We start from the raw sequence: 26,897 nt of genomic DNA on the forward strand, positions 1-26,897 counted from the left end.
GCAGCAACCGACCCGGGCCCCCTGCCCCGCTGATCGGTTGCTGTCGATCACTTCGTGCGCGCCTAACGCGAGTGGCGGCGGACCTCCCGTTCCTTCTCCGGCACTGGGCGCCGAGGACGGAACCGCCGCGGACGGCGTCGATCGGGTCGGGGCGAACGCAGGCGGATCATGTCTCAGTCCGCAGCTTCAGCGCCATCGACATGTGCAGAGAGGCCGATGCGGCGCCCGTATTCACTTCGATCCTGTTTGTACTGCGCCTCAATTCGAAGGAGCCGGCCGTGCTCCCCGCCTTCAATGGCCTCGGTCTCCGCGTAGTTGATGAGCCTTGGGCCAATTCCGCCGGAATCCGCCTCGGCGGCGGCCTCGAGGTTCTCGGCTACGTCATCGATGAGCTCCGGCGTGATCGTCGGCGCCTCAATGATGTCCCACAGCGTTCCATTCGGTGCGATGCTCACCAGTGCCACGCCACCCACAAGTATGCGGGGCTTCCACGGCGCGACGTGAAGGCCAGGCTTCCACCAGTCTTTGATGAATCCGCCGAGTTCCGCCATCTCCGAAAAGAGCGAGACGTCATCGACATCAATATTCTCGCGTTGTGCGCCGACAGGACCGCGTCCAGTGAGGATGTCGATCTCCATGGAGCCGTGACCGGCAAGCACGTTAAACATGCCGGCCAGATGGCCGTTGGGATCAATGGCCAAGAGGACAAAGCCGCCACGATAGCCGTGCAGAAACGGCGCGAGATGCAGCCCTGGAGCGAGCGGTGGGTGTTCCGTAACTCTGTCATGGGCGAGGCGTGGTTGGCGGACAACATGCTTGGTGCGCGTGGTTGCTCGTGTGCGTGCCATGGTCTTCACCGTTGAGATGGCCCATCCGCGCGCCTCGCCGGTGTGCGAGCACGCGCTGGTGAGCGAATGATTCGAATGAGCGTGCAACGTCGCGGGAGCGGATTCAATCGTGCGGGATGACACGTGGAAACCGACGGCCGGCGTCGACGAGATCTGCATGCATTAACATTTGCTCAATGGCCGCGTCTTCGTGCGTAACCATCGGCTCCCGCTCCTGTCGAACGCACGCGTCGCAGTTCGCCCCAACATGCATGTGTTCTGAGCACGCAAATTCGCCGCATCCAGTGCACCGGCGGACATGCTCGGCGCAGTACCGCGATGCCGAGTGACAGAGCGCGCAGCGTGTGGGCTCGAAGGCCACGATGCCGCATTCGTCGCAGTCGTCGTGGATGCTCACGATGCCGCACGCTGACCGAGGAACGCACTCGCGCGGGCGGCGTGTCGTTCGGCCTTGGCGTCGAGCGTTCGCTGATACGCGCGACGATCGCCATCGGACGCGAAATACCGGCCGTCGGTCGCGTAGAACGAGATCGCGGTGCCGGTTGGCGACACGCGCTCCGCGGTGTCCGTGGCAATCGAACGCACGGGTGCGCCGTTGCGTCGGTTCCACTCAAGGACGACGGCGATCATGAGCGCGTCGCGCTCGCTCTTTGTTAGGGACTGACGGAACCGGGCAACGAGACTCTGCTCAATCGCCCGGATCGCCAACTCTTGGTTCGTGATCGCGGCGAGATCCAAATCGCCAACGGCGCCATCGAGCGCCGCGCGCACGTAGGCCTTGAGATCGAACGACGTCGAGTTCGCGACGCGTGCCGCTGCTTCCACTCGCTGGATTACCGCTGACTCACCCGCGTGGTCAAGCTCCCGCTGCCGGCGGACCATAGCGCACCTCTCTCGGTTGATCCCGAGCGGCCGCGCAGGCTAGATTGCCGGTGCGTTCCCTCGGGGACGTGGAGCGGGTCGTTCGGTCAACCTTCCTAGGGGACTGCCGAGCGGCCCGTTTTCTTGTTCCGTTAGTGTAATACTAGTGTTACACCAAGTCAAGGACGACAATGGGCGCCGCTACCGTCTTTCTGTAGCGTTAGTTACTCTTCTGCCATTGCGACTTTCGCCATTCGCAAAAGACCCCGCCCTCACCAGCGTGCGTTTACCTGCTTCCCTTGCTTGGGCGCGCATTTCATGTCTCCGATCACGCTTCGAGTCGCTGAGCTCCGAACAGCGAAAGGCTGGACGCAGGGGCAGTTGGCCAAGTCGGCTGGAGTGAGTCGAGCAACCGTCAATCGGATCGAAAGCGCCACAAATCGGCGTGTCGACTACGACGTCCTAGAGAAGCTGGCGGAAGCGTTAGGCGTGTCGCCTGCGGTTCTTATTCACCACGAGCCAGCGCCTAAGCGGAAGCGCTAGTCTCTTGATGGGTTGGCGCTGAAGTCGCGTTTGCCGTCGTCAGCGGCGATGATCTACGGCGCGCCTTGCCGAAGCCCCCTGCGCGCGCCATCGTTGCGCGTTCTCTAACGACAGAAGTTCTCGCCTCCTCGAGTCTTCCATTCGCAAAAACGCATGAGACAATACTTCCTAGCCGGCGCGATGCTGGTCAGCGTTGCGTGCGCTCACGTTCCAGATGTCGTTTCTGCACCATCGCCGGCACGCCGACTGTCCGGAAGACCAGTAGTCGTCCTCATTCACGGAAGAGCACAGGAGTACCGGGTGGCCAGCCAGCTCCGCGCCGAATGGATCGGGGCGTTCCGAGACGGATTGGCTAAGGTGGGGATGAGCGGTGCCGTCGCGGATAGCGATGTCACATTCATCGCCTATCAGGATGCGTTCGAGCCCGACATCCAGACGCCCGATGGATGCGATCGCTCGGAATTGACTCCTGATCGCTATCTCCGGTTTGACGGCCCTGGGCTTACGCGCTTTTTCAACCCCGCATACCGAACGGCCGTTCTTCCGCTGCGAGATGCGATGGCGAGGACGCTGCCCTCACCGTCGCTCGTGGCGGGAACTCTTCACGACGTCGCAACGTATTTTGAACCCAACGGCGGAGTAGCCTGCATGGTCAACCGCCGTGTCACCGAGACCCTTCGCCGACTGGACAGCTTGCATCGACCAGTGATCCTTGCAGCGCACAGTCTCGGGAGTCTCGTCTCGTATCGCGTGCTTACCTCGGCTGCTGCGATCGGCGACACGTTGCGGATACCTCGCCTAGTGACATTCGGCAGTCAACTTCCGTATCGGAAATTGATGAAGTACTACATGGGCGATTCCGCTAGCCCCGCACTTCCACCAGGCGTGACAAGATGGGTCAATGTCGTCGGCCTCGGAGACTACGCCGCCTTCTCGGCGCGGGAAGAACAGGTGCTGCGTGACGCACCGGGATTGACCGAGGTACACGTGGCAACGGACCCATCGGATGCACATTCTGCGGTGGCCTATTTGAAGAACCCCATCACCGCTCTCGCAATCGCCCGCGGCTGGTGCGATGCGTTCAGCCAGACCGCAACGCAACCACCCGAATGCGCCCACTTGCGATTCGTTCTGTCGACCGATGTACACGACGCGCTTACGCCGGAGCGATTCACTAGTGACCCATTGGTCGATTGGAGTGCCGGCGCGGAGAACGTCTCTCACCGTGACGGAGTGTGGAAAATGACACGACTTGACGTGCCGGGACTGCGAACGGTGCCCCTCGCCCCCGAAGCCTTTTCACTTTCCACCGGACGATCTTCGTGGATTCTCTCTGGTCACTACACGCGAGACCTCCCGTTTTTGGAAGCAGGTCCGGTCCTGGGAATCGGAAAGCGTTGGTTCGGCGATCGCCGGACGTGGACGGTCGCGGCGGGCTTGAGTACGCGCTTTTCGATTTATGGGCCGCTCTTCGCTCAGAGCATAGGTGCGCTTCCGCGGGGTTTCGATCCGGTTTCAGTCGTAGGGTCAATTCGATTCGAGAAGCCGCTATGGCTCGACGGGGCTAAGTCACGCGCTGTGGCGACCGTCGGCGTCGTGGCAAACCTGACGAATCTGTGGGGCTTGCGCCCGCGAGGGACTTCCAGGTCTGCTAGAGCGTTGGCTGCTGAGATCCGGTATGAAATGCCGCGGCTTAGCGGTATGGTAGCTTTCCGCTTTATGGCCGATACACAGGCTAACGAACTTGGCGATTGGGTTGGTGGTGTCCGATTGACGCACGAGTCGAGAAGGCGCGTACAAACCGATGCACATCGGAACGCGGCTATCGAACTGTCGACCCTCTACCCGGGAACTTTCAAAAGTCTCATCGAGGCAGGAGATGCGTTTAGCTTTACCGATGCTGACGATGCTCTGGCGCGGTTGTCCGCTCTGCGGCCGGATGTGCTGGTCTTACCTGTCAAGACAGCAAGAGAGTTCGCGAATCACATGCTGCAAATGCTTGGCAGCGACACTGCGTTTCGGCACTTGGCGACCGTCGTACTAGTCCCCTTGAACGATTCGCTCGCCGTAGCAGAGTGTCAGTCGTTGCATCCAACGGTTTGTTGGACAATCCGCGACTTGGCGCCGATAGGTTCACCGCGTTACCCCTTGCCGCTTGCTGTATTTGGATCGACCGAAAAGGATGATGCCATGGCGCGTCGTTTGGCTGGGTCGCTCTTGATTCAGGAACTTCGAATAGGTCACTCCACCGCTGGAGTACCTCCGCGATAACGTGCGTTGATCTGACATCCTGGGACCGCATGGGCACGAGCCTATTCGACACGATTGACTCGCTCGACGCTTTGGACGCCCTTGTGGCGAGCGGAATGCGCGAATCGGAGACGCTCGAATACAAGCGTGCCGACGTGCGCCTTCAGAGCAAGGACCATATCGAACTCGCGAAGGACGTCTCTGCATTCGCGAACTCGGGCGGCGGGGTCATCATCTACGGTGTCTCCGCGGATCGAGAAGATCCCGGCAAGCCGGCGACACGTCTTGCGATCGATCCGAAAAACATCGCAACGATTGAGCAGATCATCGGCAGTCATATTCGGCATGCAATCCCGAATATCCGAGCGAAAACGCTCCCGTCTGTCGGTCGGGCCCAAGCTTTTCTGATCGATATTCCGGCGAGTCCGATCGCACCGCATCAAGTGGCTGTCGATGACTACAGGTATTGGCGTCGTCAGGGGCCGCACAGCGTGCCCATGAGCCATGATCTCGTCGAACTCTATTTTGGCCGTCGACACGGACCGATTCTCGAGCCGCGGGTGCAGGCCGGCAAAGCGGGAGTCAATCCGGGGCCAATGCACGCGGGGCCGTTCGCCTTCGTTGTCAACATCGCCAACATCGGACAGCAAGTCGCTCGCGACGTCCTTATCCGCGTCGTGTTTCCTAGCGATGGGCATACGCACGCGTATGAGTTTCACCCCGCTGCTGAAGACTTACTCTTGCCAAAGGCACGCGTCCTCTCGACGTCCTGCGGAACCACACCATTCTATCCCGGACTGCCAACCGGTGTATTGAGGATGAATTGCTCCGCGCGCCTAGAAGCAGTGGCCCCTGGAGCGCGATTCTGCTTCATCGATCTCTATGCCGAGGGCATGCGTGCGAGGCGGTATGAGCTGCAGGTCACCGAATTGGTCAATCAATCAGTGTCAGCCATCGTCAGGCACTCCGGTCCGCCGCCTGATCCGATGATGGAATATCTCTAGAGGATGGCGACGCTGGCGCGTAGCCGGCCAGACTGACGTCTTGCCGAAACATCTGGCGTTCTCCATCCTTGAGCGTCCTCTAAATCCGGAGTTCTCGAGGACGCTCACCATCGGAGATTCGTTCAATGGCAAGGCTCAGGATCATTCTCTGTTTCGCACTGCTCGCCGGCGCCCCGACGTTGCTTTCCGCGCAGCGCGTGACCGCGTTCAAGACCGGAGAAGAAACGACGGGCATGACTAAGCAGTGCCGCTACGCGTTCGGAACGACCGCGTACACGAAGACGGTCAACGCCGTTGATCTCTGTCCGCTGAGCGTCGACGTCGCGCTCTCACCGACCGCTGATACGACCCGCACGTCGGGTCGCTTCCCAGCGAAGGCGGCGCCCACCTCGAAACTGCCGAATGCGACAATCACTGCGTTCAAGACCGGCGAACAGACCACCGGAATGACGAAGCAGTGTTCGTATTCATTCGGCACGAGCAGCTACACGAAGACCATTGGGTCAGTCGATCTCTGTCCGCTGAGCATACAGGTCACTCAGAAGTAGAAACCCTCAGCCGGCGACGTGCGCGGTGACCACAACGCTCGAGGCGGTGTCCCATGACCATCTCCTGGTTCAACGAACTCTCGATGGACTCTCCAATGCCCGAACCTGTGGGTCACGGCGCTTACCTCGAATACCTCGACAAGGAAATGACCATCATGGGCATCTTGTCGGTGTTCACCGCTGCCACCGCAGCCGCGGCGCTCAGTCAGACATTGGGCGCCGGTGACAAGACCCACGCGCTCACGCTCTGGCTGAATCAGGGTCTTGCGCTTGGCGTGGGCGCGCTCGCGCAGTTGGTGGCAACCCTGTTCTTCTATCGACAACGTTCGGCGCTCGCCTACTACTACGGCCAGATCGCACTAAGCGGCACGCCAAGCGCCTACGGCGCTGGCAATCTGTCGACGACGGATCTCGTTCACGAGGCAGACCTGTGGACGACGTGGCGCAACTACGACATCGCGTTCACGTGCTCCACCTTTGGTTTCGTTTGCTTCTTCCTCGCGATTGGCAGGGATTTGTTGCCGGGAATGGCGGCGTGGCCGCTCGTGTCGACGATTGGGTGGATCGCGCTCACATGGGCGGTTGTCGGCATCGTTCGAATGGGCGTGTTCTGGTACTACGCGGATGAGTACGAGCCCTGGCTCTGTCTTGGGCAAGCAATCGCGGCTTGGTTGCGCAAACCCGATGACGGTGGACCGCCGGCCACCGGTGCGTCAGAACCCTCTCGCCGCGCGCCAGTTTGAGATTTTGACCGCAATTCGCGAGGCGGTAGTCGCCGGGGTTCGCGCTGCCCCCTCCGACGGTTCCGATCCTGAGAGCGTTGTAAGTGGATCGACCGGTGGCCGTCTCATTGGCGAGTCCAGCTGACAGCTACGAGAACTCAGGATACGCCTTTTGAATTCTGGCGCCCTCGGTCGCCGCGCGCCCCCTGTCTTCAGTCAGCAGGAGCACCATCGAGAGGGCGACAACATTGCATTCTGGTTCTGGCCGCCCGAGGCGACGAAAGTTTCCGCGCACGTACTCGAGGAGATCCTCCCAGAGCCGATCTAGCTCCGCCTTGTCTGCCTCACCCTTCTGGCGTTCCGCGTACTGACTCGACAGCCGGCGCAAAGTTTTATCGAAATCAAAGTTGCCGGGGCGCTTCTTCTCCAGGCGCTGCTCCATCTCTGCGATCGACTTCTCCAGCTCTTCGATCGTCGGTCGATATGGGGGTTTCGAGGGTGCCTCGCGCTCGATCTGCTGCACCTTTCGCTGGTAAGCGGCGAGGGCGTCGGCCATGAGTTTCTCGTGTCGCGTAGCGAACGCCGCGCGAATGGTCCGATCGAATTCGGTCCGAACTCCGCGGGCATCGGCATCCCGGACCCATTTGTTACGGGCCGAGATCATCGCGTCGTAAAGGAGGTCAGGGATACCGTTGGCGTGTTTCCGAAACCACTGGTATTCCAACTTCGCGAGCTCGAGGTGATTGTCGGGATCCGGTTCCTCTTCGACCTTCGCGAGTCGCTTGCGGAAGGCGTCTAGGTACCCCGCGCACAGTTCCTCAGCACGGGTAATGGCGTACGCTTTCGCGGCCGCGAATTCAGGGCGCATAATCATGAGGCCAGATCCGGTCGGCCACCGAGGGAGACGACCGCGAGGCCGAGAAGAATGAATGCGACAACACGCATGATGAATTCCTCGTTGCGAACGCGCAATTTTAGCCTCATTCCCTAACTCGGCGCTAGCACGCGCAAGGGATGTGGACGGCCGCGGTTCTTGCCACGGAAGTCTCGGCGAAAGTCACGGGCGCCGTAGTCAGCGTCATACCGAGAAGTTGGCGGCGGTCCCAAACGAGAGTTCGAGGAAACAGCAGGCGGTCGACGCATGTCGCGTCTATGTTGATAAAAGCAATCGCAACGCAGGGTGAGAGTATGGACACCACGCCGATTCGAACATTCGATCCGAACCGACTTCGCCGGGCGGCAACGCGCGCAGTGCGGCGGCTGGGCGAGCGTCGGTATTTGGTTCAGGGTCGACTTGCCGAGTCGTATGCTGTCGATCTCGACCAAGACCCGCCGTGCACGTGTGCGGACACGCGGTTTCATCCTACCGGGCATCAGTGTTTGCACGCGCTCGCCGCGCGCCTGACCGATGGTGACACTGCACTCGTTTTGGAGCTCGGTCACATACTCGCTCGCGCGGAGCAATCGATACGCGAAAATGCGCGCCCTCGCAGGAGGACTTCATAAGGCGATGGACATTCGCACACGAGTCGTTACTAACGTCGCTCAGAGCAACGGTCGCGAGATTATCGGAATTGACACTGGGTCGCTGCTTGTAGACCTGCTTCTCTTCGAGGGCGTCGTAATTCAATCCGCTCGTTTGATGGACCTCGGTCATCTCGTCCGCGAGATCGGATTGGACGAGACTCTCGACGTCATTCGCGCAGACGGTGTCAGTGTCAGCTGCGATTCGACGCAGATCTGTCGGCGCAATGAGCCGGTAGTTCGGCGCTCCCTGAGGGGGACATTGCAACTCGAGCGCCTCGAACACACGATCATTTCCATCTCTCCTGCCGAATCGTTTGTCGATCGTGGATTCAGCATGGCGCGCGAGATAGCCCAGCTGACTCCGGGTCGAGCTAGGAAGTTTGAGAACGTGATTCGCGGGCGCTTGCTGAGGGCCGATCCACGAACCCGCGAGGCCGCGTTCGCCGAAATGAAGCACGACATGCTGGGCGTCGGGGCGCCGACTCGAGAAGCGATCGATTTGGCGCTGAGGAGCCGGCTTGGTATCGGGTTGCCGCCAATCGGTACCTACAGCCTCGAAATTCGATCGAAGGACGATAAATGGCTTACAGTCGAGACGGATCTTCACCGACGTCTTGGATTTAGCGAAACGGACGTCGCTGGCGCGATAACACAGGGGCTTCTTGGTGTGTCCGGCGTTTACTGCGCGATCGACGATATGCGCGTTCACACCGCACTCGTCGGAACTCGCGCGCACGAACAGTCGGTGCTGGGAGCCAAGTTCGATTTCTTAGCGCGTCAGATGGATCCGGCGGAACAAACTCGCCGCCTATCGCGCGTACTTAATCTCGTACATCTGCCAGATCTCGCATTGGGCGACACACACCGAAGAGCCAACATCCAACGCCTACTTGAAGTACGTGCCAGTACTGAGTGTCGAGAATTTCGCAGTTGGCTTTGGACTGCTGAGAATGTGTCCGATCCGGAGATCGAGCAGAGATTCACTGGATTGCGCACCAAGCTCGGTGACCTTGTGAGGAGCGGCCTGGGAAGGGCAACTCGGTGGGCGGTCGGAACTGGAATCGGCATCGTCTCGCCGCCAATCGGGCTTGGTGTGAGTGCCTTTGACTCGTTCCTAACGGAGCGGGTGCTCCCAGGTCGCGGCGCCCTTTCCTTTCTCGGAGACCAGTATCGATCGATCTTTGGAGTTTGACACTGTCGTAAGCGCGCTTGACAGACGTCTAATCGATTCGCTATATCTGTGCTGTGAGGGTACGCCCCTCAAACAATTGATGTTGCTTTAGCCCGGAACGTACTCCGGGAAACGCCCGGACCCTGTAACCAGCCAGAGCCCCAGCGATGAGACGGACGGATTGGCGAAATGCCAGTCCTCCGATTCGTCGCCGGGGCTTTTTGAGTTTCCCCGAACTACGGAGCACAATCATGCGTGTCGCTGATCGACCAAAGAGAGATGTGGTCCTCCTAGGCGAATTTGCTCAAACGGCCAGCGTCTCCCGCGCCACGGCCTACATCTGGGCGCGCGCCGGTGACATCCCGGCGCAATGGCACGCCGGGCGATACGAGATCGCCCGCGCCGACGTGGCCGAAGCCCTTGTGATCGCCAGACGCATGAACGCCGGGCGTCGGCCGCGCGGTCCGGCGGTGCCATCGGCCGCCTAGTAACGACAAACGCCCCGAGGGGGCAATCCTCGAGGCGCTCTGCTGTCGTCGTCCAACCCCCACTACGAGGAGAACGAACGCTCATGAAAATGCTTGCCCCACGCGCGCCGCGCAACAGCGAACGCCATCACGCTGTCGAGGATGTCTCGCCCAAGTACCCCGGTGAGTTCGACGAGCTGTGTCGAACCACCTCCCCGTATTGCTCGCCAGAGCTACGCGCCTGGGCGCGACAGCGGCAAGAGCAACTCGCGGATTACTACGTTCGGCGCAACACTGAGTTGCCGAATGGGGTGATGCCATTCCCGGTCCCGAACGAAACAATCCCGAGCGAGCTGCCGGCGCGAAATCGCCCGCGTCCATTCGCGCGGACCGCAGCGTAGCGGCGACGACGATGCGCCGATTCACCTCGCTCTCACGAAGCGCGCCCTTGCTGTCAGAGCCGGAAGTCCCCGTATCGCGGTTCGATCGTCGGGGAGTCGCATTGTGAGCCGCGCGCCCGGCTGGATCCGCCTGTATCGATCGATGGGCGACTCGTTCGACAAGATCTGGAATTCGTCCGAACCATTCGATGAGCGGTCAGCTCGCATCGATCTGCTTTTGCGCGCAGCCTTCGTCGACGGCCCATACACGACAGATCGCGCGACGGATTCCTTGAAACGAGGCGAGGTCGTTGGCTCCGTGCGCTTCTTCGCCGCTCGGTGGAAGTGGAGCAAGAGTCGTGTCTCGCGCTTCCTGAATCGCTGCAACGAGAGCGGTTTCATTTCGGGACAGCGCACGGGACACCACGGCGACGTTTATCTCATTGCGAACTATGAGACTTATCAAGGCGCGTTCGACGGAGGCGGGACACCTGGCGGGACGATCGTGGGACAGCAGCGGGACAAAGTAAAAGAAGGTAAGAAGGAAATAACAAAACCTTCTCGCGAAAAGACGGACATTGTGCACGGCGCCGTGGCGAGTTGGCTCAGCGAATACCTTGCCGCGTGGACCGCGCAGTACGGAACGAACCCGTCGCCCGGGCCAATCGCAAAGACGATAAAGCCTCTCGAGGCCGCGCTCGGCCGTGACGAGTGTCTCGCGCGCTGGCGTCGCTACCTGATCTCTACGGCGCTCAAGTACGTCAGCGTTCGACGGTTTGCCGACACGCACACCGCGTATGCCGGGCCGACCATGCCGACTGACGTTGTCGTCGACGGGTGGCTCTCGGCCGATGCAGATCGCCTCACACGACCGGCGGGCGCATGACGTACTTCGACGAAGCCGCCTACACCGATCTGCCGGAGATCCACCCCGAGGTCGAAGCCAGCAACCAGGTGATCGCCGCGTTGAGCTCACTCGACGTGCATCCCGACCGTGCAATACGCTGGCCCTTCCCCGAGCTCGATGAGCTCACGGGCCCTCTCGGCGTTGGCGGTGACCTGTGGTTCGTCGCGGCGTATAGCGGCGGCGGAAAGACAACGTTCATGACGTCGGCAATCACCCGTTGGCAGGAAGCTGGGAAGCGCGTGTACGTTATGCCGCTTGAGACGCAACCGAACCGGTTCCGGATCTACCTCGCGTGTATGGCCGCGAGCGTTCACCCGGGTGACGCGTTGACGCTGAAGCTGCGATCACTGCCGGGTGGCGAGTCGCAGCGTGCAGCGCTGAAGGTTGAGCTTGAGAAACAGTATAAGAAGCCGTTCGTCGATCGGGTGATGATCGATTCCGCGACAGCGCTCGATCTCAAGAAGCTCGAGCAATCGCTCATGCGCGCGAAAGCGTTCGGCGCTGACGTCGTGATCATCGACCACATCGACCACATCGCCGGCGGTGACGGATCGAATCCATCCACAGAGTCTAAACGCGTCTGTCATGCCGCATTGCGGATGGCCCAGGACAACGAACTCCTCATCGTCGCGACCTCGCAGTTAAACAACGAGGTTTTCAAGGGCGCCGATCGCATGGCGAAGTACCAGCCACCGCAGGTCAATCACCTTTGGTTGCCTGGAGTGAAAACGCAGGTCGCGAGCGGTATCGTCGGGCTCTTTCGAAAGGTGCGTGAGCGCAATGTCGACGAGTCGCCGGACGACTTCTTGAAAGCGATCAAGGCGGCCCGCGCCGGCGAAACTGAACCGCAGACAGTTCTCGATCCTCATGTGATGGGCGTCTCCGCGATGAAGCTCCGGAACTACGGCGCCAACGAGGGGAAGCGGTGCTTTCTCGGATTCGAGCGCGGCCGTGTGATTCCGTTGCCAGAAAAGGATCGCTGGACGACAGCCGGTGGTCGGCCGGTGAGGATCGCGTAGCATGATCACTCCCGCCGAGCTGGTGACGAAATGGACGACGCGCCTCGAAGAGTGGCGCTCGCTCGGCGTCGTTGTGTCCGGCGAGAAGGTCGTCGCGGAATTCCTGAACGACATCACGTCGCTCGACACGCGACGCTCTGATGACCTGCCAAATCCGACTGGCACTGATGCGCCGAATACGACGTGGCAGGAGCGGCTTTGGACCGCGGCGGGCGACACGCGGATGAGCGTGTCCAACGTGGCTGAGGCGCTCAGTCGCCCGAAGAGTTGGGTCTATCGGCACACGTCACCCGCGACCGGACTGCCACGGATCCCGCACCGCAAGCTCGACAACGAGCTCGTGTTCCTCGCCGGCGAAGTACGCGACTGGGTCCGGGAGCGCGAAGACGTCGTCGTGCCACACAAGAGTGTCGTGCCCATCCATCGAGCCCGTCGCGTGCCGCTGGAGCGCACGTCGTGACGAGGGGATCGCTTGACGAATCGTCGGCGACGTCGCCACTTCCGTCCGCACTCACCACCAGCGAGGCGGAGATGGCCAAGCGCAAGAAGCGAGGCGGACTCGATCGCCGCGGCGATACGCTTCGTGTGCGTATTCAGGTCGGCGGAGAACGCCACACGTTCACGATCCCGACGACCGACCGCGCACTCGCCGCTGATTTCGCCAAGCGAAAGCGAAAGGAGCTGGAACGATTGCATGCACGCCGCGTCGCGGGGTTTCAGACTGGCGTGCGATGCTCCGAGTTGTTCCAGCAGTTCGAGGATGAGGATATTCCGACGAAGGCGCCCGGCACTCAGGAAGCGTACCTCGACAGCCTCGTCTCACTCCGCGATTACTTCGTCGATCACGTCGGCGATCCACTCGTCGATGCGGTGCAAGCGAAGGATGTCATTGGGTTCATGACGTGGCGACGGGTCAATCGGCGAAACGGGACGAAGGCGCTGAGCAATCGGACGGTCGCGCGCGATCGCGCCGTTCTTCATCGGATTTTCGATCGCGCCGTGCGTCTCGAGTTGCGCGACGGCAATCCCGTGTCACGTACCGAAGCGCCAGAGTCGGACGAGTTCAACCCGGTGATCATTGGCGACACCGAATTCGACAAGCTGGTCGCCGCCTGTGCGCGGCGGCCGATGCTCGAACTGTACGTGCTTACCCTCGGCGAAGCCGGACTCCGCGCCAACACTGAGGCGCTGCAACTGCGTTGGGAGGACATCGACCTCGAGGCGGGGTTCCTGAAAGTGGTGAGCGGACGCGACGGCCACCGCACGAAAAGCGGTAAGGCTCGCTGGGTGCCGATGACCCCGCGGCTTCGAAAGGCCATGCGCGAGCACTTCGCGCGGTACCGCTTGGTGACATATCACGGGAAGCGCACGCCCTGGGTCTTCCATCACGATCACGATCACCACAATCGTGTCGCTGGCGAGCGTATCAAGAACCTGCTGCACGGTTACAAAAACGCGGCGAAACGCGCGAACCTCGTGACCGCGCTTCGCCAGCACGACCTCCGTCACCGGCGCGTCACGACCTGGCTTGCCGAGGGGAAGAGTCCCGCCCTCGTCCGCGAGGCGATGGGCCACTCTGATCTGCGCACGACGATGGGCTATTCACACCTATCGCGAGAACATCTTCGCGCCCTGGTCGAGCAGCCAACGAGCTCGAACAATCCTGGGACCACTTCTGGACCACTCGACGCGCAAACGCGCGCAACTGGCGAGAGTTAAATCGAAATGCAAACCCGCTCCGACGCCTCGCGCAGAGGGAAATGCAACGCAACGCAAATGGCTGCAAACCGCCTTCTGGAACTTGAAAACTGGCGTCCGCAAGGACTTGGGGGTTCGAATCCCTCGCCCTCCGTTGGATCAGTGACACAACGTGAAAGGCCGCACACGCGCTTGCGTGTGCGGCCTTTCAATTCCTCGAACACTGACCTCTAAGCGCCCCCTCAGGCGCTTCCCTTACTTACAAGCCGGCTCGCCTTCAGCCGCGGTCGTGATCGTCGGGTTGGTGGTGTTGATGCTGATACCGCAGGGCTGCGTCGCCGGGAGCTGCGAGTGCGTCACCGTCGCCGTCCAGTAGCCCGAACCGGCCACAATCGTCGGCGCGCTGACACCCGTCGAGCTCTGGAACTTCAGAAGGTTGACGGTCTGCGTGTACTTGGAGCTGTCGGAGAAGAACGCCTCTTCCGCGGTGACGAGGTTGCGGAGGTCAGACTTCATCGCCGTGACGTACGCCTTCGACTTCGTGTTCGCGAACTTCGGAATCGCGATCGCGGCCAAGATGCCGATGATGACGACGACGATCAGCAGCTCGATGAGGGTAAAGCCCTTACGGTTGCGCAGCATGTTTCCTCGAGAGTGGTGGGTGGGTTTGCTCGAGCCGCTACAGTGAGTCTTGAACCGTTCGGCAGGCTCGACCGCATCTAAAGCAAACAGAAGACCACTCTCATCCTGTCTTGCATCACGTTTACCTACAACAACTTACCATACCATTCGGAGCCAAATGTTTTCGCGCGGCACCGTCATTTGCACGATTTCGTGCAGACTGCGGCGACCAATAGCGCTAACGGCGCTCACATGAGGCGAGTGAGCCGGAAGAACGTTAGAAAGAGCGCGGCGCCGATCAACGCGAGCCCATCGATCACAAAGAACACCCGATTCGGTAGCGTCGTGCCAATTCGGCCAGCCAGCGAAAGCGCCGCGAATACGGCAACCACCATGGCGTAGAGCGGCACCAACTGGTCGGACCCGTACCAGGTGACACCCCTCGCCACGTAGCCGTACCATCTCTGAGCCCAGTACGCGAGCACGCACAGAGCGACGCCCAGATTGAGCAGCGGTATGAGCGCGCCACTCGCTGGACGCCGCCAGGCGATCAATCCGATCGTGACGTGAGCGAGAACACCGAGCCAAGCGATCGCAGCAGCCATCCAGAACCGTAGCCCGTTCGACCGTAATAGCGAGGGCTCGGCCGGTGTTCACTCCCCGCTCAGTGCTTGGCCTTCGCCGCCGCAGCCATGATCACGGCCGCCACTTCATCCGGCTTCGACAGCATCGAAACGTGGCTCGCGTTCAATTCGGTAGTCGTCGCCTTCATACGCTTGGCAAAGAATCGCTCTTCGTCCGGAGCAATCGCTCCGTCGAGTTTTGAGACGATGTACCACGACGGTTTTGTCTTCCACGCGGCGGCAGTCACTTTGGTCCCGAACGCCGTCGCGATGATAGGACCCTGCATCGCGGACAGCGCGCGCGACTCCACGGGCGGAAGGTCCGACGCGAAATGCTTCATATAGTCGTCGGTCGACAGCGAAAGAAAACCCTGCTTGTCGAGGATGGGAGACGCCAACGCCGGCATTGGTGTCGGCGGATACGCCTTGCCAATGTCACCAACCACTTCGCCGACGTCCGGCCCGAAGGCCGCTACATACACGAGACCAACCACTTTGGGATCCATCCCGGCTTGTGTGATGACGACGCCGCCCCAGGAGTGGCCGACAAGAATGACGGGGCCGGTTTGTAGTGCGAGCGCGCGATTCGTCGCGGCCACGTCATCGGCAAACGAGGTCAGCGGATTTTGTACCGCGGTGACGTTGAAGCCCTTTGCCTGCAGAATCGGAACGACCTTCGCCCAGCTCGATCCGTCGGCGAAGGCACCGTGGACGAGGACGATGTTTTTCACCGGCGCGGCGTTCTGGCCTCGCACTGCTTGCATGGGCGTCGAGAGCACGATCGCGGATACACTCATGAGCGACGCAAGCATCTTCCGAAAAACCGTCATATGATTCTCGTGTTGGCGACCGCCGCGGGTCCCGCAATTCCGTCGCCAGTCACCCTCGCCAGGCGAGCACGAGCGGCATAGTATTGCCGGCGGCACCATCGCCTGCCGCGCCACCGTACCCGGAGCCCCACATGATTCGCCAACTCGCGCTCGTCACGAGCCTCGTCATCCTTCCGTCCGTCGCCATCGCTCAGCGCGGCGGCCGCTCGGAAGCAACCAAGAAATCAGAGCTGTTCGACAAAACGGAAATGCCGAAGGGGCCTGCGCTTCGCGTGCGCGACCTCGAGGATATGAATCCTCTCAAGCTCATCATCGATAAGCGCAAGGACCTCGAGCTCACCGATGCTCAGCAGGCGTCGCTCAAGACCGCCGAGAATACGCTGAAGGAGAAGAACGCGCCTCTCTTCAAGGCCGTGGACTCCCTCGTCGGCGAAATGCGCCCCGGTACGTCTGATCAGGACCGCGCCCGAGCGAATAACGCGATGCCGACGATGGCGAAGACGCTCGACGGCATTTACACCAACTACGACGATGCCGCAAAGGACGCCGTAGCCACTCTGGACGCTGAACAACAAACCAAGGCGAACGAGATGATCGCCAAGCAGCGCGAAGAAGGGCAAAAGACCGTGAGCCAGAAACTCCGAGGCTCGAGCGGCGATCGGCGTGGCGGCGAGCGGCCGCACGACTGACCGCGCGCATGCAGGCCGCCTCTATCGATATCCGGCGGCCTGCATGCTGAATAGTTCGGCGTAGAGACCGCCGGCCTTCGCGAGATCGTCGTGAGTGCCCTGCTCCACGATCTCGCCGTCTTTCAGGACGATGATGCGGTCCGCCATGCGGACAGTTGAGAAACGGTGCGAGATCACGAGCGCCATTCTCCCCGCCATCAGTGCGTTGAAGCGCACGAACACGTCATACTCGGCGCGCGCATCGAGCGCCGCCGTGGGCTCGTCGAGAATCAGGAGTTGCGCATCGCGCATGTACGCGCGTGCGAGGGCGACCTTCTGCCATTCCCCACCCGACAGATCGACGCCGTCGTCGAAGCGACGCCCAAGCATCTGTCGATACGATCCGGGCAGGCGCGGAAGGAGCGACGCAGCAAGCGACTTCTCCGCTGCGCTCGCGATGACTTCCGGCGGGAGTTGCGCCGGCGCATCTCCGCTGGTCGCGGGCGGCGTATCGAGGTACTCGCGCACCTCGTCGACTTCGCCAACGCCAACATTCTCGTCGAAGCGCATGTCGTAGCGTACGAAGTCCTGAAAGATCACGCCGATCGCGCGGCGCACCTGCTCGAGATCGTACTCGCGGAGATCAATGCCGTCGAGCAGGATCCGACCTTCGCTGGGATCGTACAGTCGCGCGATGAGTTTGGTCAGGGTCGTCTTGCCCGCACCGTTCTCGCCAACGAGCGCAACGCGCTCTCCGGGATGTAGCACAAAGCTCAGGTGGCGCACTGCCCACCGCTCGCTCCCTGGATACTTGAAGCCGACGTCCTCGAACACGAACCCGTCGCGAATGGGCGAAGGTACTGCACGCGCATTCGGTGCGCTGTGGATCGTCGGCTGCATGTCGAAGAACGCAAACAGATCCTTGATGTACAGGCTCTGCTCGTAGATCCCGCTCGCCGACATGAGCAAACCTTGAATGAGGTCGCGACTCTGCCGGAACGACGCCGCGAGAAACGTCAACGTGCCAAGCGAAATGGCGCCGCTGATCGTCCGTACGAGCACCACGACGTACGCGCCGTAGTAGCCGAGCGTGCCGATGAGCGACAGCCCCGAGCTGACGAACGCCTTCTTCACGGAAAGCGATCGGTTCTCGGCGTAGAATCGATCGGACAGCGTCTTGTACCGCGAGATCAGCCAGGGGGCGAGCCCGAAGAGCTGTACCTCCTTGGCCGTTCGATCGCTGGCGCCAACGTAGCGCACGTAGTCGAGCTGTCGCCGCTGCGGCGTCCAGCGGAAGAGCAGCGAGTACGAGAGACCGGCAAAGTGCGTCTCGCCAATGAAGCTCGGGAGTACGGCGACGACGAGCAGCACCAAGAGCCAGGGTGCCTGCGCGGCGAGCGCGACGCTCAACGACGCGAGTGTCAGCGCGCTCTGGCCCATGCCGAGCAATTGCGTGAGAAGAGCGACTCGGCCGCTCGTACCCTGCCTTGCTCGCTCGAGATGGTCGTAGAACTTCGGATCCTCGAACTGATGGAGGTCGAGCGTGGCAGCGTGCTCCATGATTCGGATGCTGATCCGATTCGTGAACAGGTCGCCGAGCAGACCCTCGACCAGCCCGGATGCGCGGGCGAGGAGTTCTCCGCCCACCACGGTTCCCATCTCGAATGCGACGAGCAGCCAGAGATGCTCCGAGGAGCCTCCGCCGCGCGCGAGACGCAGGATCTCGTCGATAATCAGTTTGGCGACCCACAGGTTCGCCACTGGCACGACCGAGCGCACGAATCGCAGCGCAATCATCGTCGCCGCGTACGACGGCTTCGTCTCCCAGACGAGGCGAATCAGGCGCGGTACGACTCGCATCGCGACGAGGCGTTCGCGGAGCGGCGGACGCTTGGCGTTCGGATCACGCATGCCAGGTCGCATACCGCCGCGCGCATGGACCATCGGGTGTGCCATACCTAAATAAAGCGAGGCTCAGCCCTGGGTGCCGACGGCCCTCGAAGCGCTCAGTGCTGTCGTGGTCGCCGCTATCTAGCGGCGACTACGCGCGCGTCGGTCGTATCAGCGATATAGGCGTACAAAAGGCGCGTCCGAAGGTCCGTGTTGGTTCGCGTCGATTGCGGAATCAACAGCTTGAACGCATCGCGAGCCGCGCGACGATCGCCCGTCGCAAGCTTGGCCATCACTGCACCGTCGCGCAACATGTCGGCATCGAGCCACGTGTCGCCGGAAGCCGCCGCGGCGAGCAACGGATCTGCGGCGCGTGACGCTTCCGCAAAATCCCACGAACCCAGGCCGTGCAGGAAGTCGATTGCCGCGCGCGCTTCGACCGGCGGCTTGGTCTTGGCGAGATAGGCGCGAAGCGACGCGTAGAACGCCGAGTCGACGACGCCCGCCATGCCCCCGTGCAAGCCGTCTTCGATGTACGCGGCAGACTGCACCCAGACGTGCCAATCCATTGGTGCACGGCCCGACGCCATCTCGGCGTCCAACATCTGACGTCGCGCCGAGATCAGGCCAACCGTCGAACCCGCGCGCGTGTCACCATTCCTCAGCGCAGCGGCCACGGCCATCGATTGCAAACGCGCCACACCGTTCACGATCGCATACGAATCACCAAGGCCATTGCGACGTCCGTCCACCATGGCGGCGAAGTTGACGCGTCCGGCTGCGAGCCCAGAGAAACCGACCGCTTCGCTCTTCATGTATCGGGTTCGCTCGGCATTCAAGTCGAGCGTCGGATAGAAATCAGAGTTGGGCACACCGGATAGGCGCACGAGCGGCGACAGTGAGCGCTGATCCGCAACGCGCAGCGTCTCCATCGTCTTTGCTGTCACCGGCCAGACGTGTTTGAGATCGCCGGCGAGCGACGGATAGTCGAACACCGACCAATCCGGCTCGGGCAGCGTGGGCTGCGCCGTGGCGACGATCAGAATGTCTTTCGTCGATATCTGAAAGATCGAATAGGTCGGAAAGTGCTGCGACAGCGCGGCAACGACGCCGAGCACGAGGCCGTCGTCGATCTCGTAGAGGTGAAGCCACTGCGCAAATACGCCGTTCGGCGTGAGGTACGTCTTGATGCGACCGTAGAACTCCGTCGTGAACAGTCCAGACACGCCCGAGACCCACGGATTGGATGGCTCGGACACGATGAGATCGAACTTCTTGGCGCGCGTCGCGAAGTAAGCGCGAGCGTCGTCGATCGCAAATTCGGACCGCCTGTCGTCGAACGCGCGCGCATTGGCAGGATAGAATGCACGCGACGCCTCAATCATCTGCGGCTCGATCTCGATCGTCACGACATGCTTCAACGCCGAACTCGCGAGCAGCGCGTGCGACGTCATGCCAGATCCGTGACCGATCACCGCCGCTTCGCGCGCCTGTGGGATGTGCGCGAGCGCAACGAGCGGAACGAACAGCTGCGTTGGTGCATCGTGCGTGAACGGCCCGCGCGGCGCGTCCGAACTGGCGTTGAGCCACTCGGGTCCAAGCGATGCGTCAGGTTTTCCGTTGGTGCCGAGCGTCAAACCGCCGGTACCGGGAATACGACGCACGCTCACGGTGGCAGTACGGCCGTCCTTGTAGAACAGCACTCGTCGTGAGCCTGGCGACTGTGCGGTGCCGTATCGATACACGCCGCTCGTCATGAGCGTTTGATCAAACTGCGATCGGATGGCAGTAACCACGACCAACCCAGCGAGTGCGACAACGGCGGCGATCTGTGGAATACGCCACACCTGGCGCGATGACGCAATCGACTTCCATTCCGACACGAGCAGTGCGATGCCGAGGGCGATGTCCACCGATGCGCCTGCGATCAACAATCCCTTGAGGCCGAGCAACGGCAGCAACACGAGGCCAGCCAATCCAGCGCCGACGATCGACCCGAACGTGTTCACTCCGTACACTTGACCGATCGCGCGCTCGCCGACACCGCCGCCCACCAAAACACGGGTGATGAGCGGCAGCGTCATGCCGGCGCAAAACGTAGCCGGGAGCATGACAGCGAGACAGAGTGCATAGCGGCCAATGCTGAACAACACGTAGCCCTGCGACGTTTTCGCGAAGGCCGCCATGAGATCAGCCATCCAATTGAACGACGCGAGATACACTGGCAGCGTCGCGATCGCCAACGAACCCATGGCGAGCTGCACATAGCCGAGAAAGCGAAGCGAGTCTGCACTCGTATCGGCGCGGCGGCGGACCCACAGCGCACCGAGCGATAGGCCGAGAATGAACGCCGACAGCATGAGCTCGAACGAATGCGTGGCGCTGCCAAGCACGAGCGCGAGCATACGAATCCAGCCGATTTCATAAATGAAACTCGACAGCGCGGTGCCAAAGCTTACCGCGAGCAACAACCGCCACAGCTTCGGTCGCGACAGCCCAGAGATTTGACGATCTGTCGCCACGACGGCGACTGCTTCTGGCTCAGCCTCATTGCGCGACTTGATCGCGACAACGACGATCGCAGCGACGACGACATTGATCATTGCCGCGACGAGAAGCGTTCCTGGCAAACCAGCCATCGAAACAAGCCAGAACCCGGCAACGAGCACGCCGCCCGCCGCGCCCACGCTGTTGGCGAAATACAGCATCGCGAGTGCATTGCCGGCGCGCTCGGGAATCCGGCGCACGACGCCCGCGCTCATGAGCGGGAACGTCATGCCGAGCAGAATGGACTGAGGCAGAATCAACAGGCTGGCGATCACCCACTTGGCGATCGTCTGAGCCACGCCAAGCCCTATCGTCGGAAAGACGCTGGCGTACGCAACGTTGGTCACGGCGACGAAGACGTCGTGAAACACGAGACCAATCACGCCAGTCGCCAGCTCGACGACCGCGTACCAGAACAGCGGTCGTTTCAGGCGTTCGGTGAGCCGGCCCACGACCAGCGCACCGAGGGACATGCCTCCGAGAAAGATCACGAGGACGATGACCTGGGCGTACGCGCTATGGCCGACGAAAAGTCCCAGGTACCGCGTCCAGATGGACTCGTAAATCAGTCCGGCGGCGCCAGAAAGGACGAAGACCGCGTATAGGATGGCAAGCATGCCTTCTCGACTCGTACCGAGAAGGGGGCGTAACACATGTTGCCCCAGCGGGATTCACCGAGTCCGGCGGGCGTCCTAGTGACTTTCCGGGTGATTTCGCTATCTTAGGATACGTACGTCGTCGTCGTTCCTAGGGGGGGTGGCCGAGAGGCTGAAGGCGGCGGTTTGCTAAACCGTTATACGGTCAAAAGCCGTATCGAGGGTTCGAATCCCTCCTCTCCCGTTCACAGAGCCCGCCACCCGGCGGGCTCTTGTGCTTTGGGCTGATAAATTCTCTTTATGCATCGTCTCCGATTCGCCCCCTCCCCTACGGGCTACCTCCACGTCGGCGGCGCTAGAACGGCGCTGCTCAATTGGCTCTTCGTCAAGAAATACGGCGGCCAATTCCTCCTTCGCGTCGAGGACACCGACAAGGCGCGCAGCACCGACGAGAGCACGCACGCCATCTTCGAAGGCATGGAGTGGCTCGGACTCCTGTGGGACGAGGAGGTCGTCTTTCAAGGAGCGAACCTCGCACGGCATCAAGACGATGCGCGCCGGCTGCTCGACGCCGGCCGCGCGTATCGATGCTTCTGCACCGCGGCGGAGCTCGATCAGCAACGCAAGGATGCAGAGGCGCGCGGAGAGGCGTTCAAGTACGATCGACGATGCGCGCGTCTTCCAAAGGAGGAGATCGAGCGCCGCGTGAGCGCGGGCATGCCGTTCGTCATTCGGTTCAGCATGCCCGAGGGCGAGACGTCGTGGACGGATCTCGTGCACGGCACGATCACGTTTCCGAACAAGGACATCGGCGAGGGTGATTTCATCATTCTTCGTTCCGATGCGACGCCGATCTACAATCTCGCTGTCGTGTCGGACGACATCGCCATGCGCATCACACTCGTGATGCGTGGCGACGATCACATTTCGAATACGCCGAAACAGATTCTCCTGTATCAAGCGTTGGGGGCGACGCTACCGCAGTTCGCGCATCTCCCGATGATTCACGGCATGGATGGAAAGAAGTTGAGCAAGCGACACGGCGCGACGGCGGTTGGCGACTATCAGCATATGGGAATTCTGTCGCGCGCGATGCTCAACTTTCTCGCGCTGCTCGGTTGGTCGCCGGGCAACGACATCGAAGTAATGACGGTGCCGCAGATGATCGAGCTGTTCTCGAGTGATGCGCTCTCGAAGAACGCCGCGATCTTCGATACGAAGAAGCTCGAGTGGATGAACGGGCAGCATCTCGCGGCAATGAGTGCGGCAGAGCTCGCTCCACTCGTGACGCGCGAGATCGTCACGGCAGGGCTCGCTACTGAGGCAGAGCTCGCTGAACGAGAGGCGTGGTATTTCTCGCTACTCGATCTCCTCAAGGTGCGCGCGCGCACCACCGACGAAATCGTGCGACAGGCAACACCGTATCTGCGCGCCGACATGGAGTACGATCCGCAGGCAGTCGCGAAGCAGTGGAAGGACCGCGACCGCAGCCGCGACGCGCTCTCGGCCACGCACGACGCGCTTGCCGCACTCGACACGTGGGAGCCGGACGTGATGGAGACGTCGTTGCGCGCGCTCGCAGAGGCGAAGGGTTTCTCGACGGGTGCGATCTTCCAACCGCTGCGCGTTGCACTTACCGGATCGGCGGCGAGTCCCGGCATTTTCGATGTTCTGAAACTGCTAGGACGCGAGCGGTCTCTGGAACGAATCAACCGCGCCGTGCGTTATCTCACCAGCGAGATTTAGTCTCGGCGTTGACCGTTCGCATTAGAGCACAATACATTAGGCGCGACTGAGGACACGCAGGGTTTTCAGCAAATTGAAAACACCTGATTACCTCGCACGGTGAAGGGGGCCCATGTCGGAGCCACTCACGCAGCTCGAACGACGAGTCTATCACTACATGATAGACTTTCTCGCTGAGAATACATATCAGCCGAGCATCCGCGAGATTGCGCGGAAGTTCCGAATCAAGTCGACAAAGACTGTGTCCGACTTGCTTCATGCGCTGGAGAACAAAGGATTCATCGAACGCGATGAATCACGTTCTCGCGGCGTACGTCTGTTGGGATTCGCCGCGGCTGGCGCGACGCAACCCATCCCATACTACGGACGAATCCACGCCGGAGAGCCGGCACTGTTGGCGGAACATCGTCATGGCTTCGTCACCGTCGATCGTCGCTTTCTTCCCGGCGACGACGTGTTCATGCTGAAGGTGAAGGGCGAAAGCATGACGGGTCGCGGCATCTTCGACGGCGACTATGTGATGATCACGCCATCAGCGCGCGCGAAGGACGGCGACATCGTCGCGGCTCGACTTGGCGATGAAGCGACTGTCAAAACGCTTACACATCGCGGCTCGACGATCGTGCTCGAAGCAGCGAGCGACGCAGAGCGTGCCATTGAAGTTGGCCCGCGCGACGACTTCGCGATTCTCGGAGTAGTGTGCGGAGTGTTCCGTCCGTACTGGGAGCAGGAGCCAGCTCCGACGCTCCCGCTCGAGGATCTGCCGCTCAGCTGATCGTCAGGGAACGATCGGCGTTGGCTTCGTTCCCTTCTCCTCGGCCTGCTTTCGTTCGCGATCCTTTCGTTCGCGAATGCGCTTCACCGCAGCGCGGAAGTCATCCTCGCTCAACCCTTGGGCGTGTGAGTAGATGTCGTTCTGAATCCAGGTCGCATTGCGTCCCTGAATGATTCGATTTCCGTCAACGCCGGCGTAATTGAACGGAAGTGCAGCGAGGATCGCCGACGGCAGCTTGAACTTGCCGAGGTAGATGTACTGCGAATCGAGACCGTACTTGCCGCCGTTGCGCTCGATCGTCCAGTCGCGCGGACTCTTTCCACGGTTCGCCTCAGCGGCCAACTCGGCGTCGCGATACGTCTGGAAGATCGCCTTCACCGCGCTGTCGTTGCGCTCCGCGGTGGAGATCGGAACGCGCAGCGTATTCGGATGCAGTTCGATGCGCGGATCTGGCAGCGCCGGTTCGACGCCAGTCGCAACGCCTGTGGGAGAACCGCCGGAACCGGTTCCCGTTCCATTCGTCGTACCCGGATTCGTTGCGGGCGGCGGCACCGGCGGCAACGTCGTTGGAATTACCGTCGGCGGAAGCAGCGCTGCGGGTTCGAGTGGCTTCTCCGCCTTCTTGGGCTTCTTCTTCTCGGGCGTTCCATCGCCGAGCTTCGCGCGCGGCTGAGGCATGGTCTGTACGTACTGCACACGCTCGGTGGGCGTGCGATCCTTGTCGCGTCCGAAGAACGCCGACATCGGATAGCGGAAGGTGATCGACGCAATGAGCGCGATGGCCACCGCATGGAGCGCGACCGAAATCGCAATCGATTTGCGTTCTGCTGGTCGCTTCTCGTACAGCGTTGCCTTCATCAGACCTCCACTGCCATCGACGCCAGCACCCGCCCCGCCCGTGTAGCCGCTTCGGCAATTCGCTCCGGCGACGTAATGAACGAGATACGGAAAAAGCCTTCGCCGCCAGCCCCAAATCCAGATCCTGGCATCACGACCACTCCCTCGTCCTCGAGCAGTCGCTCGGCGAACAGGGCGCTCGGAACACCCTCGGGGAGGGCGATCCACAGGTACATCGTTGCGCGCGGCACGTCGCAGGAGAAGCCGGCGGCGCGAAACGCCGTAACAGCCGCGTCCCGACGCGCCTTGAACGTTGCGAGATTGCCCGGCAGAAACTCGTCGTAGCTCTCGAGCGCGGCAACTCCGGCGGCCTGTACGGCCATGAACTGACCCGTGTCGGTGAACGACTTCACGCGCGTGAGAACGGACGCGATTTCCGGCGACGCAACGGCCCAGCCGCAGCGCCATCCCGTCATGTTGTACGTCTTTGACAGCGAGTGGAATTCGATCGCAACGTCACGCGCTCCGTCGATCTCGAAGATGCTCGGCGGCACATAGCCGTCGAACGCCAACTCGGAGTACGCATTGTCGTACACGAGCAGAATGTCCAGCTCACGGCAACGAGCCACGATGCGCTCGAGATAGTCCTTGGGCGCAATGGCCGCCGTCGGATTATTCGGATAGTTCAGATACAGAATGCTTGTGCGCTCGAGCGTCTCGCGCGGAATCTCGTCGAGATCCACGAGGAAGTCCGTCCGCGGACGAAGCGCGTAGCGATACGGCTCCCCGCTGGCGAGCAGACTGCCGCCTTGATACGCGTTGTACCCCGGCTCGGGAATGATCGCGACCCGTCCGGGCTCCATGTACGCGAGCGCGAGGTGCGAAATCCCTTCCTTCGAGCCGATGAGCGGAACGATCTCGGTGATCGGATTGACGGTGAAGCCGAAGCGCTTGTGCATCCACGCCGACACGGCCTCTCGAAACGGCACCAGCCCGAGCCCGAAACCGTACCGGCTCATCGACGGCGTTTGCACCGCTTTCGTTAGCGCCTCGACGGCCTTGGGCGGCGGCGCGAGGTCAGCGTCACCCGCGCCGAGGTCGATCACGTCGACGCCCCGGGCCGCCAGATCCCGTTTCTTTTGCGGGATAGCGGCGAGCGGATATTCCGGAAGCGTCTGGAACCGACCGGCCAGCTTTGGCACTAGGCGTTCAGGGTGACAGGGTTACGCACCCGGCTTAGCCCGAGCACTTCTACTTCTACCTCGTCCCCAGCAGAGAGTTTCCCCACACCGGCAGGACTTCCAGTGAGCACGAGATCGCCTGGTTCGAGCGTCATGACGTTCGAGATGTAGGCGAGGACGTCCGGAATCGAGAAAACCATATCACTCCCCTTCCCGCGCTGACGCTCAACACCGTTGACTCTGGTTACTACCGTCAGCGAGTCCAGATCGGCCGGTGGCGCAGCCGGTTCGCCAAGCGGACAGAACGTGTCAAACCCTTTGGCACGAGTCCATTGCGAGTCAGAACGTTGCAAATCGCGGGCGGTCACGTCGTTCGCCGCCACGATACTTTGGATCCCAGCGCGAGCCTCTTCACTGGTTACGCGCCGCAGCGTCCGACCGATGACGACACCGATTTCCCCTTCATGCTCTACCTGGGACGACTGAGGGGGCAAAATGACGGCCTCGCCGTTCGCGACCACACTGGAGGGCGGCTTAAGAAAGATTAGCGGCTCAGCAGGAACGTCATTCCCCATTTCCTTCGCGTGATCTCGGTAGTTACGACCGACGCAAACAATCTTTCCAGGCTTTGACATATC

26 protein-coding genes and 1 tRNA gene are annotated in these 26,897 nt (G+C 61.4%); 16 read left to right on the forward strand and 11 right to left on the reverse strand.

What is annotated here, in order from left to right; all coding sequences use genetic code 11:
• Positions 1-173 precede the first annotated feature (173 nt).
• Complete coding sequence (locus AC6H4Z_RS15620) at positions 174-848, reverse strand: hypothetical protein (RefSeq protein ID WP_497542887.1); 675 nt, start codon at positions 846-848, stop codon at positions 174-176.
• A gap of 393 nt (positions 849-1,241) precedes the next feature.
• Positions 1,242-1,730 (reverse strand): hypothetical protein, encoded by a 489-nt coding sequence (locus tag AC6H4Z_RS15625; protein WP_497542888.1) that lies wholly within the window; start codon positions 1,728-1,730, stop codon positions 1,242-1,244.
• Positions 1,731-2,027: 297 nt separating this feature from the next.
• On the opposite strand from AC6H4Z_RS15625, the gene AC6H4Z_RS15630 reads away from it, so the two are divergent.
• The 5 genes from AC6H4Z_RS15630 (at position 2,028) to AC6H4Z_RS15650 (ending at position 6,797) form a co-directional block, all read left to right on the forward strand.
• Positions 2,028-2,252 (forward strand): helix-turn-helix domain-containing protein, encoded by a 225-nt coding sequence (locus tag AC6H4Z_RS15630; RefSeq protein WP_497542889.1) that lies wholly within the window; start codon positions 2,028-2,030, stop codon positions 2,250-2,252.
• A gap of 300 nt (positions 2,253-2,552) precedes the next feature.
• Positions 2,553-4,523: a hypothetical protein gene (locus AC6H4Z_RS15635; RefSeq protein ID WP_497542890.1), complete on the forward strand. Its 1,971-nt coding sequence runs from the start codon at positions 2,553-2,555 to the stop codon at positions 4,521-4,523.
• A gap of 29 nt (positions 4,524-4,552) precedes the next feature.
• Complete coding sequence (locus tag AC6H4Z_RS15640; protein ID WP_497542891.1) at positions 4,553-5,506, forward strand: AlbA family DNA-binding domain-containing protein; 954 nt, start codon at positions 4,553-4,555, stop codon at positions 5,504-5,506.
• Between the two features lie 125 nt (positions 5,507-5,631).
• The gene (locus AC6H4Z_RS15645; RefSeq protein ID WP_497542892.1) at positions 5,632-6,054 is read left to right on the forward strand and encodes a hypothetical protein; all 423 of its coding nucleotides are present in this window, start codon (positions 5,632-5,634) and stop codon (positions 6,052-6,054) included.
• 53 nt (positions 6,055-6,107) lie between these two features.
• Positions 6,108-6,797: a hypothetical protein gene (locus tag AC6H4Z_RS15650; RefSeq protein WP_497542893.1), complete on the forward strand. Its 690-nt coding sequence runs from the start codon at positions 6,108-6,110 to the stop codon at positions 6,795-6,797.
• A gap of 127 nt (positions 6,798-6,924) precedes the next feature.
• Here AC6H4Z_RS15650 and AC6H4Z_RS15655 read toward each other — a convergent pair whose 3' ends face one another.
• Positions 6,925-7,332, reverse strand: coding sequence for a hypothetical protein (locus tag AC6H4Z_RS15655; protein ID WP_497542894.1), 408 nt, complete (start codon positions 7,330-7,332; stop codon positions 6,925-6,927).
• A 9-nt stretch (positions 7,333-7,341) separates the two neighbouring features.
• Between AC6H4Z_RS15655 and AC6H4Z_RS15660 the strand changes: the two genes are divergently transcribed.
• The 7 genes from AC6H4Z_RS15660 to AC6H4Z_RS15690 all read left to right on the forward strand — a co-directional run bounded on the left by AC6H4Z_RS15660 (position 7,342) and on the right by AC6H4Z_RS15690 (position 13,966).
• Entirely contained in the window at positions 7,342-7,575 is a 234-nt protein-coding gene (locus tag AC6H4Z_RS15660; protein ID WP_497542895.1) for a cupredoxin domain-containing protein, read from the forward strand.
• A gap of 678 nt (positions 7,576-8,253) precedes the next feature.
• On the forward strand, positions 8,254-9,495 hold the full coding sequence (locus AC6H4Z_RS15665) for a hypothetical protein (protein WP_497542896.1): 1,242 nt from the start codon (positions 8,254-8,256) through the stop codon (positions 9,493-9,495).
• A gap of 230 nt (positions 9,496-9,725) precedes the next feature.
• Positions 9,726-9,962 (forward strand): hypothetical protein, encoded by a 237-nt coding sequence (locus AC6H4Z_RS15670; protein ID WP_497542897.1) that lies wholly within the window; start codon positions 9,726-9,728, stop codon positions 9,960-9,962.
• A gap of 483 nt (positions 9,963-10,445) precedes the next feature.
• On the forward strand, positions 10,446-11,207 hold the full coding sequence (locus AC6H4Z_RS15675; RefSeq protein ID WP_497542898.1) for a hypothetical protein: 762 nt from the start codon (positions 10,446-10,448) through the stop codon (positions 11,205-11,207).
• Positions 11,204-12,247: a DnaB-like helicase C-terminal domain-containing protein gene (locus AC6H4Z_RS15680; RefSeq protein WP_497542899.1), complete on the forward strand. Its 1,044-nt coding sequence runs from the start codon at positions 11,204-11,206 to the stop codon at positions 12,245-12,247. The genes AC6H4Z_RS15675 and AC6H4Z_RS15680 overlap by 4 nt, the downstream gene beginning before the upstream one ends.
• 1 nt (position 12,248) lies before the next feature.
• Entirely contained in the window at positions 12,249-12,707 is a 459-nt protein-coding gene (locus AC6H4Z_RS15685; protein ID WP_497542900.1) for a hypothetical protein, read from the forward strand.
• A complete protein-coding gene (locus AC6H4Z_RS15690) occupies positions 12,704-13,966 on the forward strand; it encodes a tyrosine-type recombinase/integrase (protein WP_497542901.1) in 1,263 nt (420 codons plus the stop codon). Before AC6H4Z_RS15685 ends, AC6H4Z_RS15690 begins: the two co-directional genes overlap by 4 nt.
• A gap of 234 nt (positions 13,967-14,200) precedes the next feature.
• Here AC6H4Z_RS15690 and AC6H4Z_RS15695 read toward each other — a convergent pair whose 3' ends face one another.
• The 3 genes from AC6H4Z_RS15695 to AC6H4Z_RS15705 form a co-directional block, all read right to left on the reverse strand.
• Positions 14,201-14,587, reverse strand: coding sequence for a type IV pilin protein (locus tag AC6H4Z_RS15695; protein ID WP_497542902.1), 387 nt, complete (start codon positions 14,585-14,587; stop codon positions 14,201-14,203).
• Positions 14,588-14,814: 227 nt separating this feature from the next.
• Entirely contained in the window at positions 14,815-15,171 is a 357-nt protein-coding gene (locus AC6H4Z_RS15700; RefSeq protein WP_497542903.1) for a hypothetical protein, read from the reverse strand.
• A 59-nt stretch (positions 15,172-15,230) separates the two neighbouring features.
• Positions 15,231-16,019 carry an alpha/beta fold hydrolase gene (locus AC6H4Z_RS15705; protein WP_497542904.1) on the reverse strand — a complete coding sequence of 263 codons (789 nt, stop codon included), beginning with the start codon at positions 16,017-16,019 and terminating at the stop codon, positions 15,231-15,233.
• Positions 16,020-16,150: 131 nt separating this feature from the next.
• On the opposite strand from AC6H4Z_RS15705, the gene AC6H4Z_RS15710 reads away from it, so the two are divergent.
• A complete protein-coding gene (locus tag AC6H4Z_RS15710) occupies positions 16,151-16,708 on the forward strand; it encodes a hypothetical protein (protein WP_497542905.1) in 558 nt (185 codons plus the stop codon).
• Between the two features lie 21 nt (positions 16,709-16,729).
• Here AC6H4Z_RS15710 and AC6H4Z_RS15715 read toward each other — a convergent pair whose 3' ends face one another.
• Positions 16,730-18,643 carry an ABC transporter ATP-binding protein gene (locus AC6H4Z_RS15715; RefSeq protein ID WP_497542906.1) on the reverse strand — a complete coding sequence of 638 codons (1,914 nt, stop codon included), beginning with the start codon at positions 18,641-18,643 and terminating at the stop codon, positions 16,730-16,732.
• 71 nt (positions 18,644-18,714) lie between these two features.
• A complete protein-coding gene (locus tag AC6H4Z_RS15720) occupies positions 18,715-21,741 on the reverse strand; it encodes a fused MFS/spermidine synthase (RefSeq protein WP_497542907.1) in 3,027 nt (1,008 codons plus the stop codon).
• 133 nt (positions 21,742-21,874) lie between these two features.
• Between AC6H4Z_RS15720 and AC6H4Z_RS15725 the strand changes: the two genes are divergently transcribed.
• The 3 genes from AC6H4Z_RS15725 to lexA all read left to right on the forward strand — a co-directional run bounded on the left by AC6H4Z_RS15725 (position 21,875) and on the right by lexA (position 24,241).
• A tRNA-Ser gene (locus AC6H4Z_RS15725) sits at positions 21,875-21,964 on the forward strand.
• A 56-nt stretch (positions 21,965-22,020) separates the two neighbouring features.
• Positions 22,021-23,466 carry a glutamate--tRNA ligase gene (gene gltX / locus AC6H4Z_RS15730; RefSeq protein ID WP_497542908.1) on the forward strand — a complete coding sequence of 482 codons (1,446 nt, stop codon included), beginning with the start codon at positions 22,021-22,023 and terminating at the stop codon, positions 23,464-23,466.
• Between the two features lie 112 nt (positions 23,467-23,578).
• Positions 23,579-24,241: a transcriptional repressor LexA gene (gene lexA / locus AC6H4Z_RS15735; RefSeq protein ID WP_497542909.1), complete on the forward strand. Its 663-nt coding sequence runs from the start codon at positions 23,579-23,581 to the stop codon at positions 24,239-24,241.
• Positions 24,242-24,244: 3 nt separating this feature from the next.
• On the opposite strand, the gene AC6H4Z_RS15740 is transcribed toward lexA, so the two are convergent.
• From AC6H4Z_RS15740 to AC6H4Z_RS15750, 3 genes are read right to left on the reverse strand one after another with little or no spacing between them, the layout of a single operon-like run.
• A complete protein-coding gene (locus tag AC6H4Z_RS15740; RefSeq protein ID WP_497542910.1) occupies positions 24,245-25,099 on the reverse strand; it encodes a hypothetical protein in 855 nt (284 codons plus the stop codon).
• On the reverse strand, positions 25,099-26,280 hold the full coding sequence (locus AC6H4Z_RS15745; RefSeq protein WP_497542911.1) for an aminotransferase class I/II-fold pyridoxal phosphate-dependent enzyme: 1,182 nt from the start codon (positions 26,278-26,280) through the stop codon (positions 25,099-25,101). The genes AC6H4Z_RS15740 and AC6H4Z_RS15745 overlap by 1 nt, the downstream gene beginning before the upstream one ends.
• A complete protein-coding gene (locus AC6H4Z_RS15750; protein ID WP_497542912.1) occupies positions 26,280-26,894 on the reverse strand; it encodes a fumarylacetoacetate hydrolase family protein in 615 nt (204 codons plus the stop codon). Before AC6H4Z_RS15750 ends, AC6H4Z_RS15745 begins: the two co-directional genes overlap by 1 nt.
• Positions 26,895-26,897 lie beyond the last annotated feature (3 nt).

It is taken from the genome of Leucogemmata humicola, from assembly GCF_055379415.1.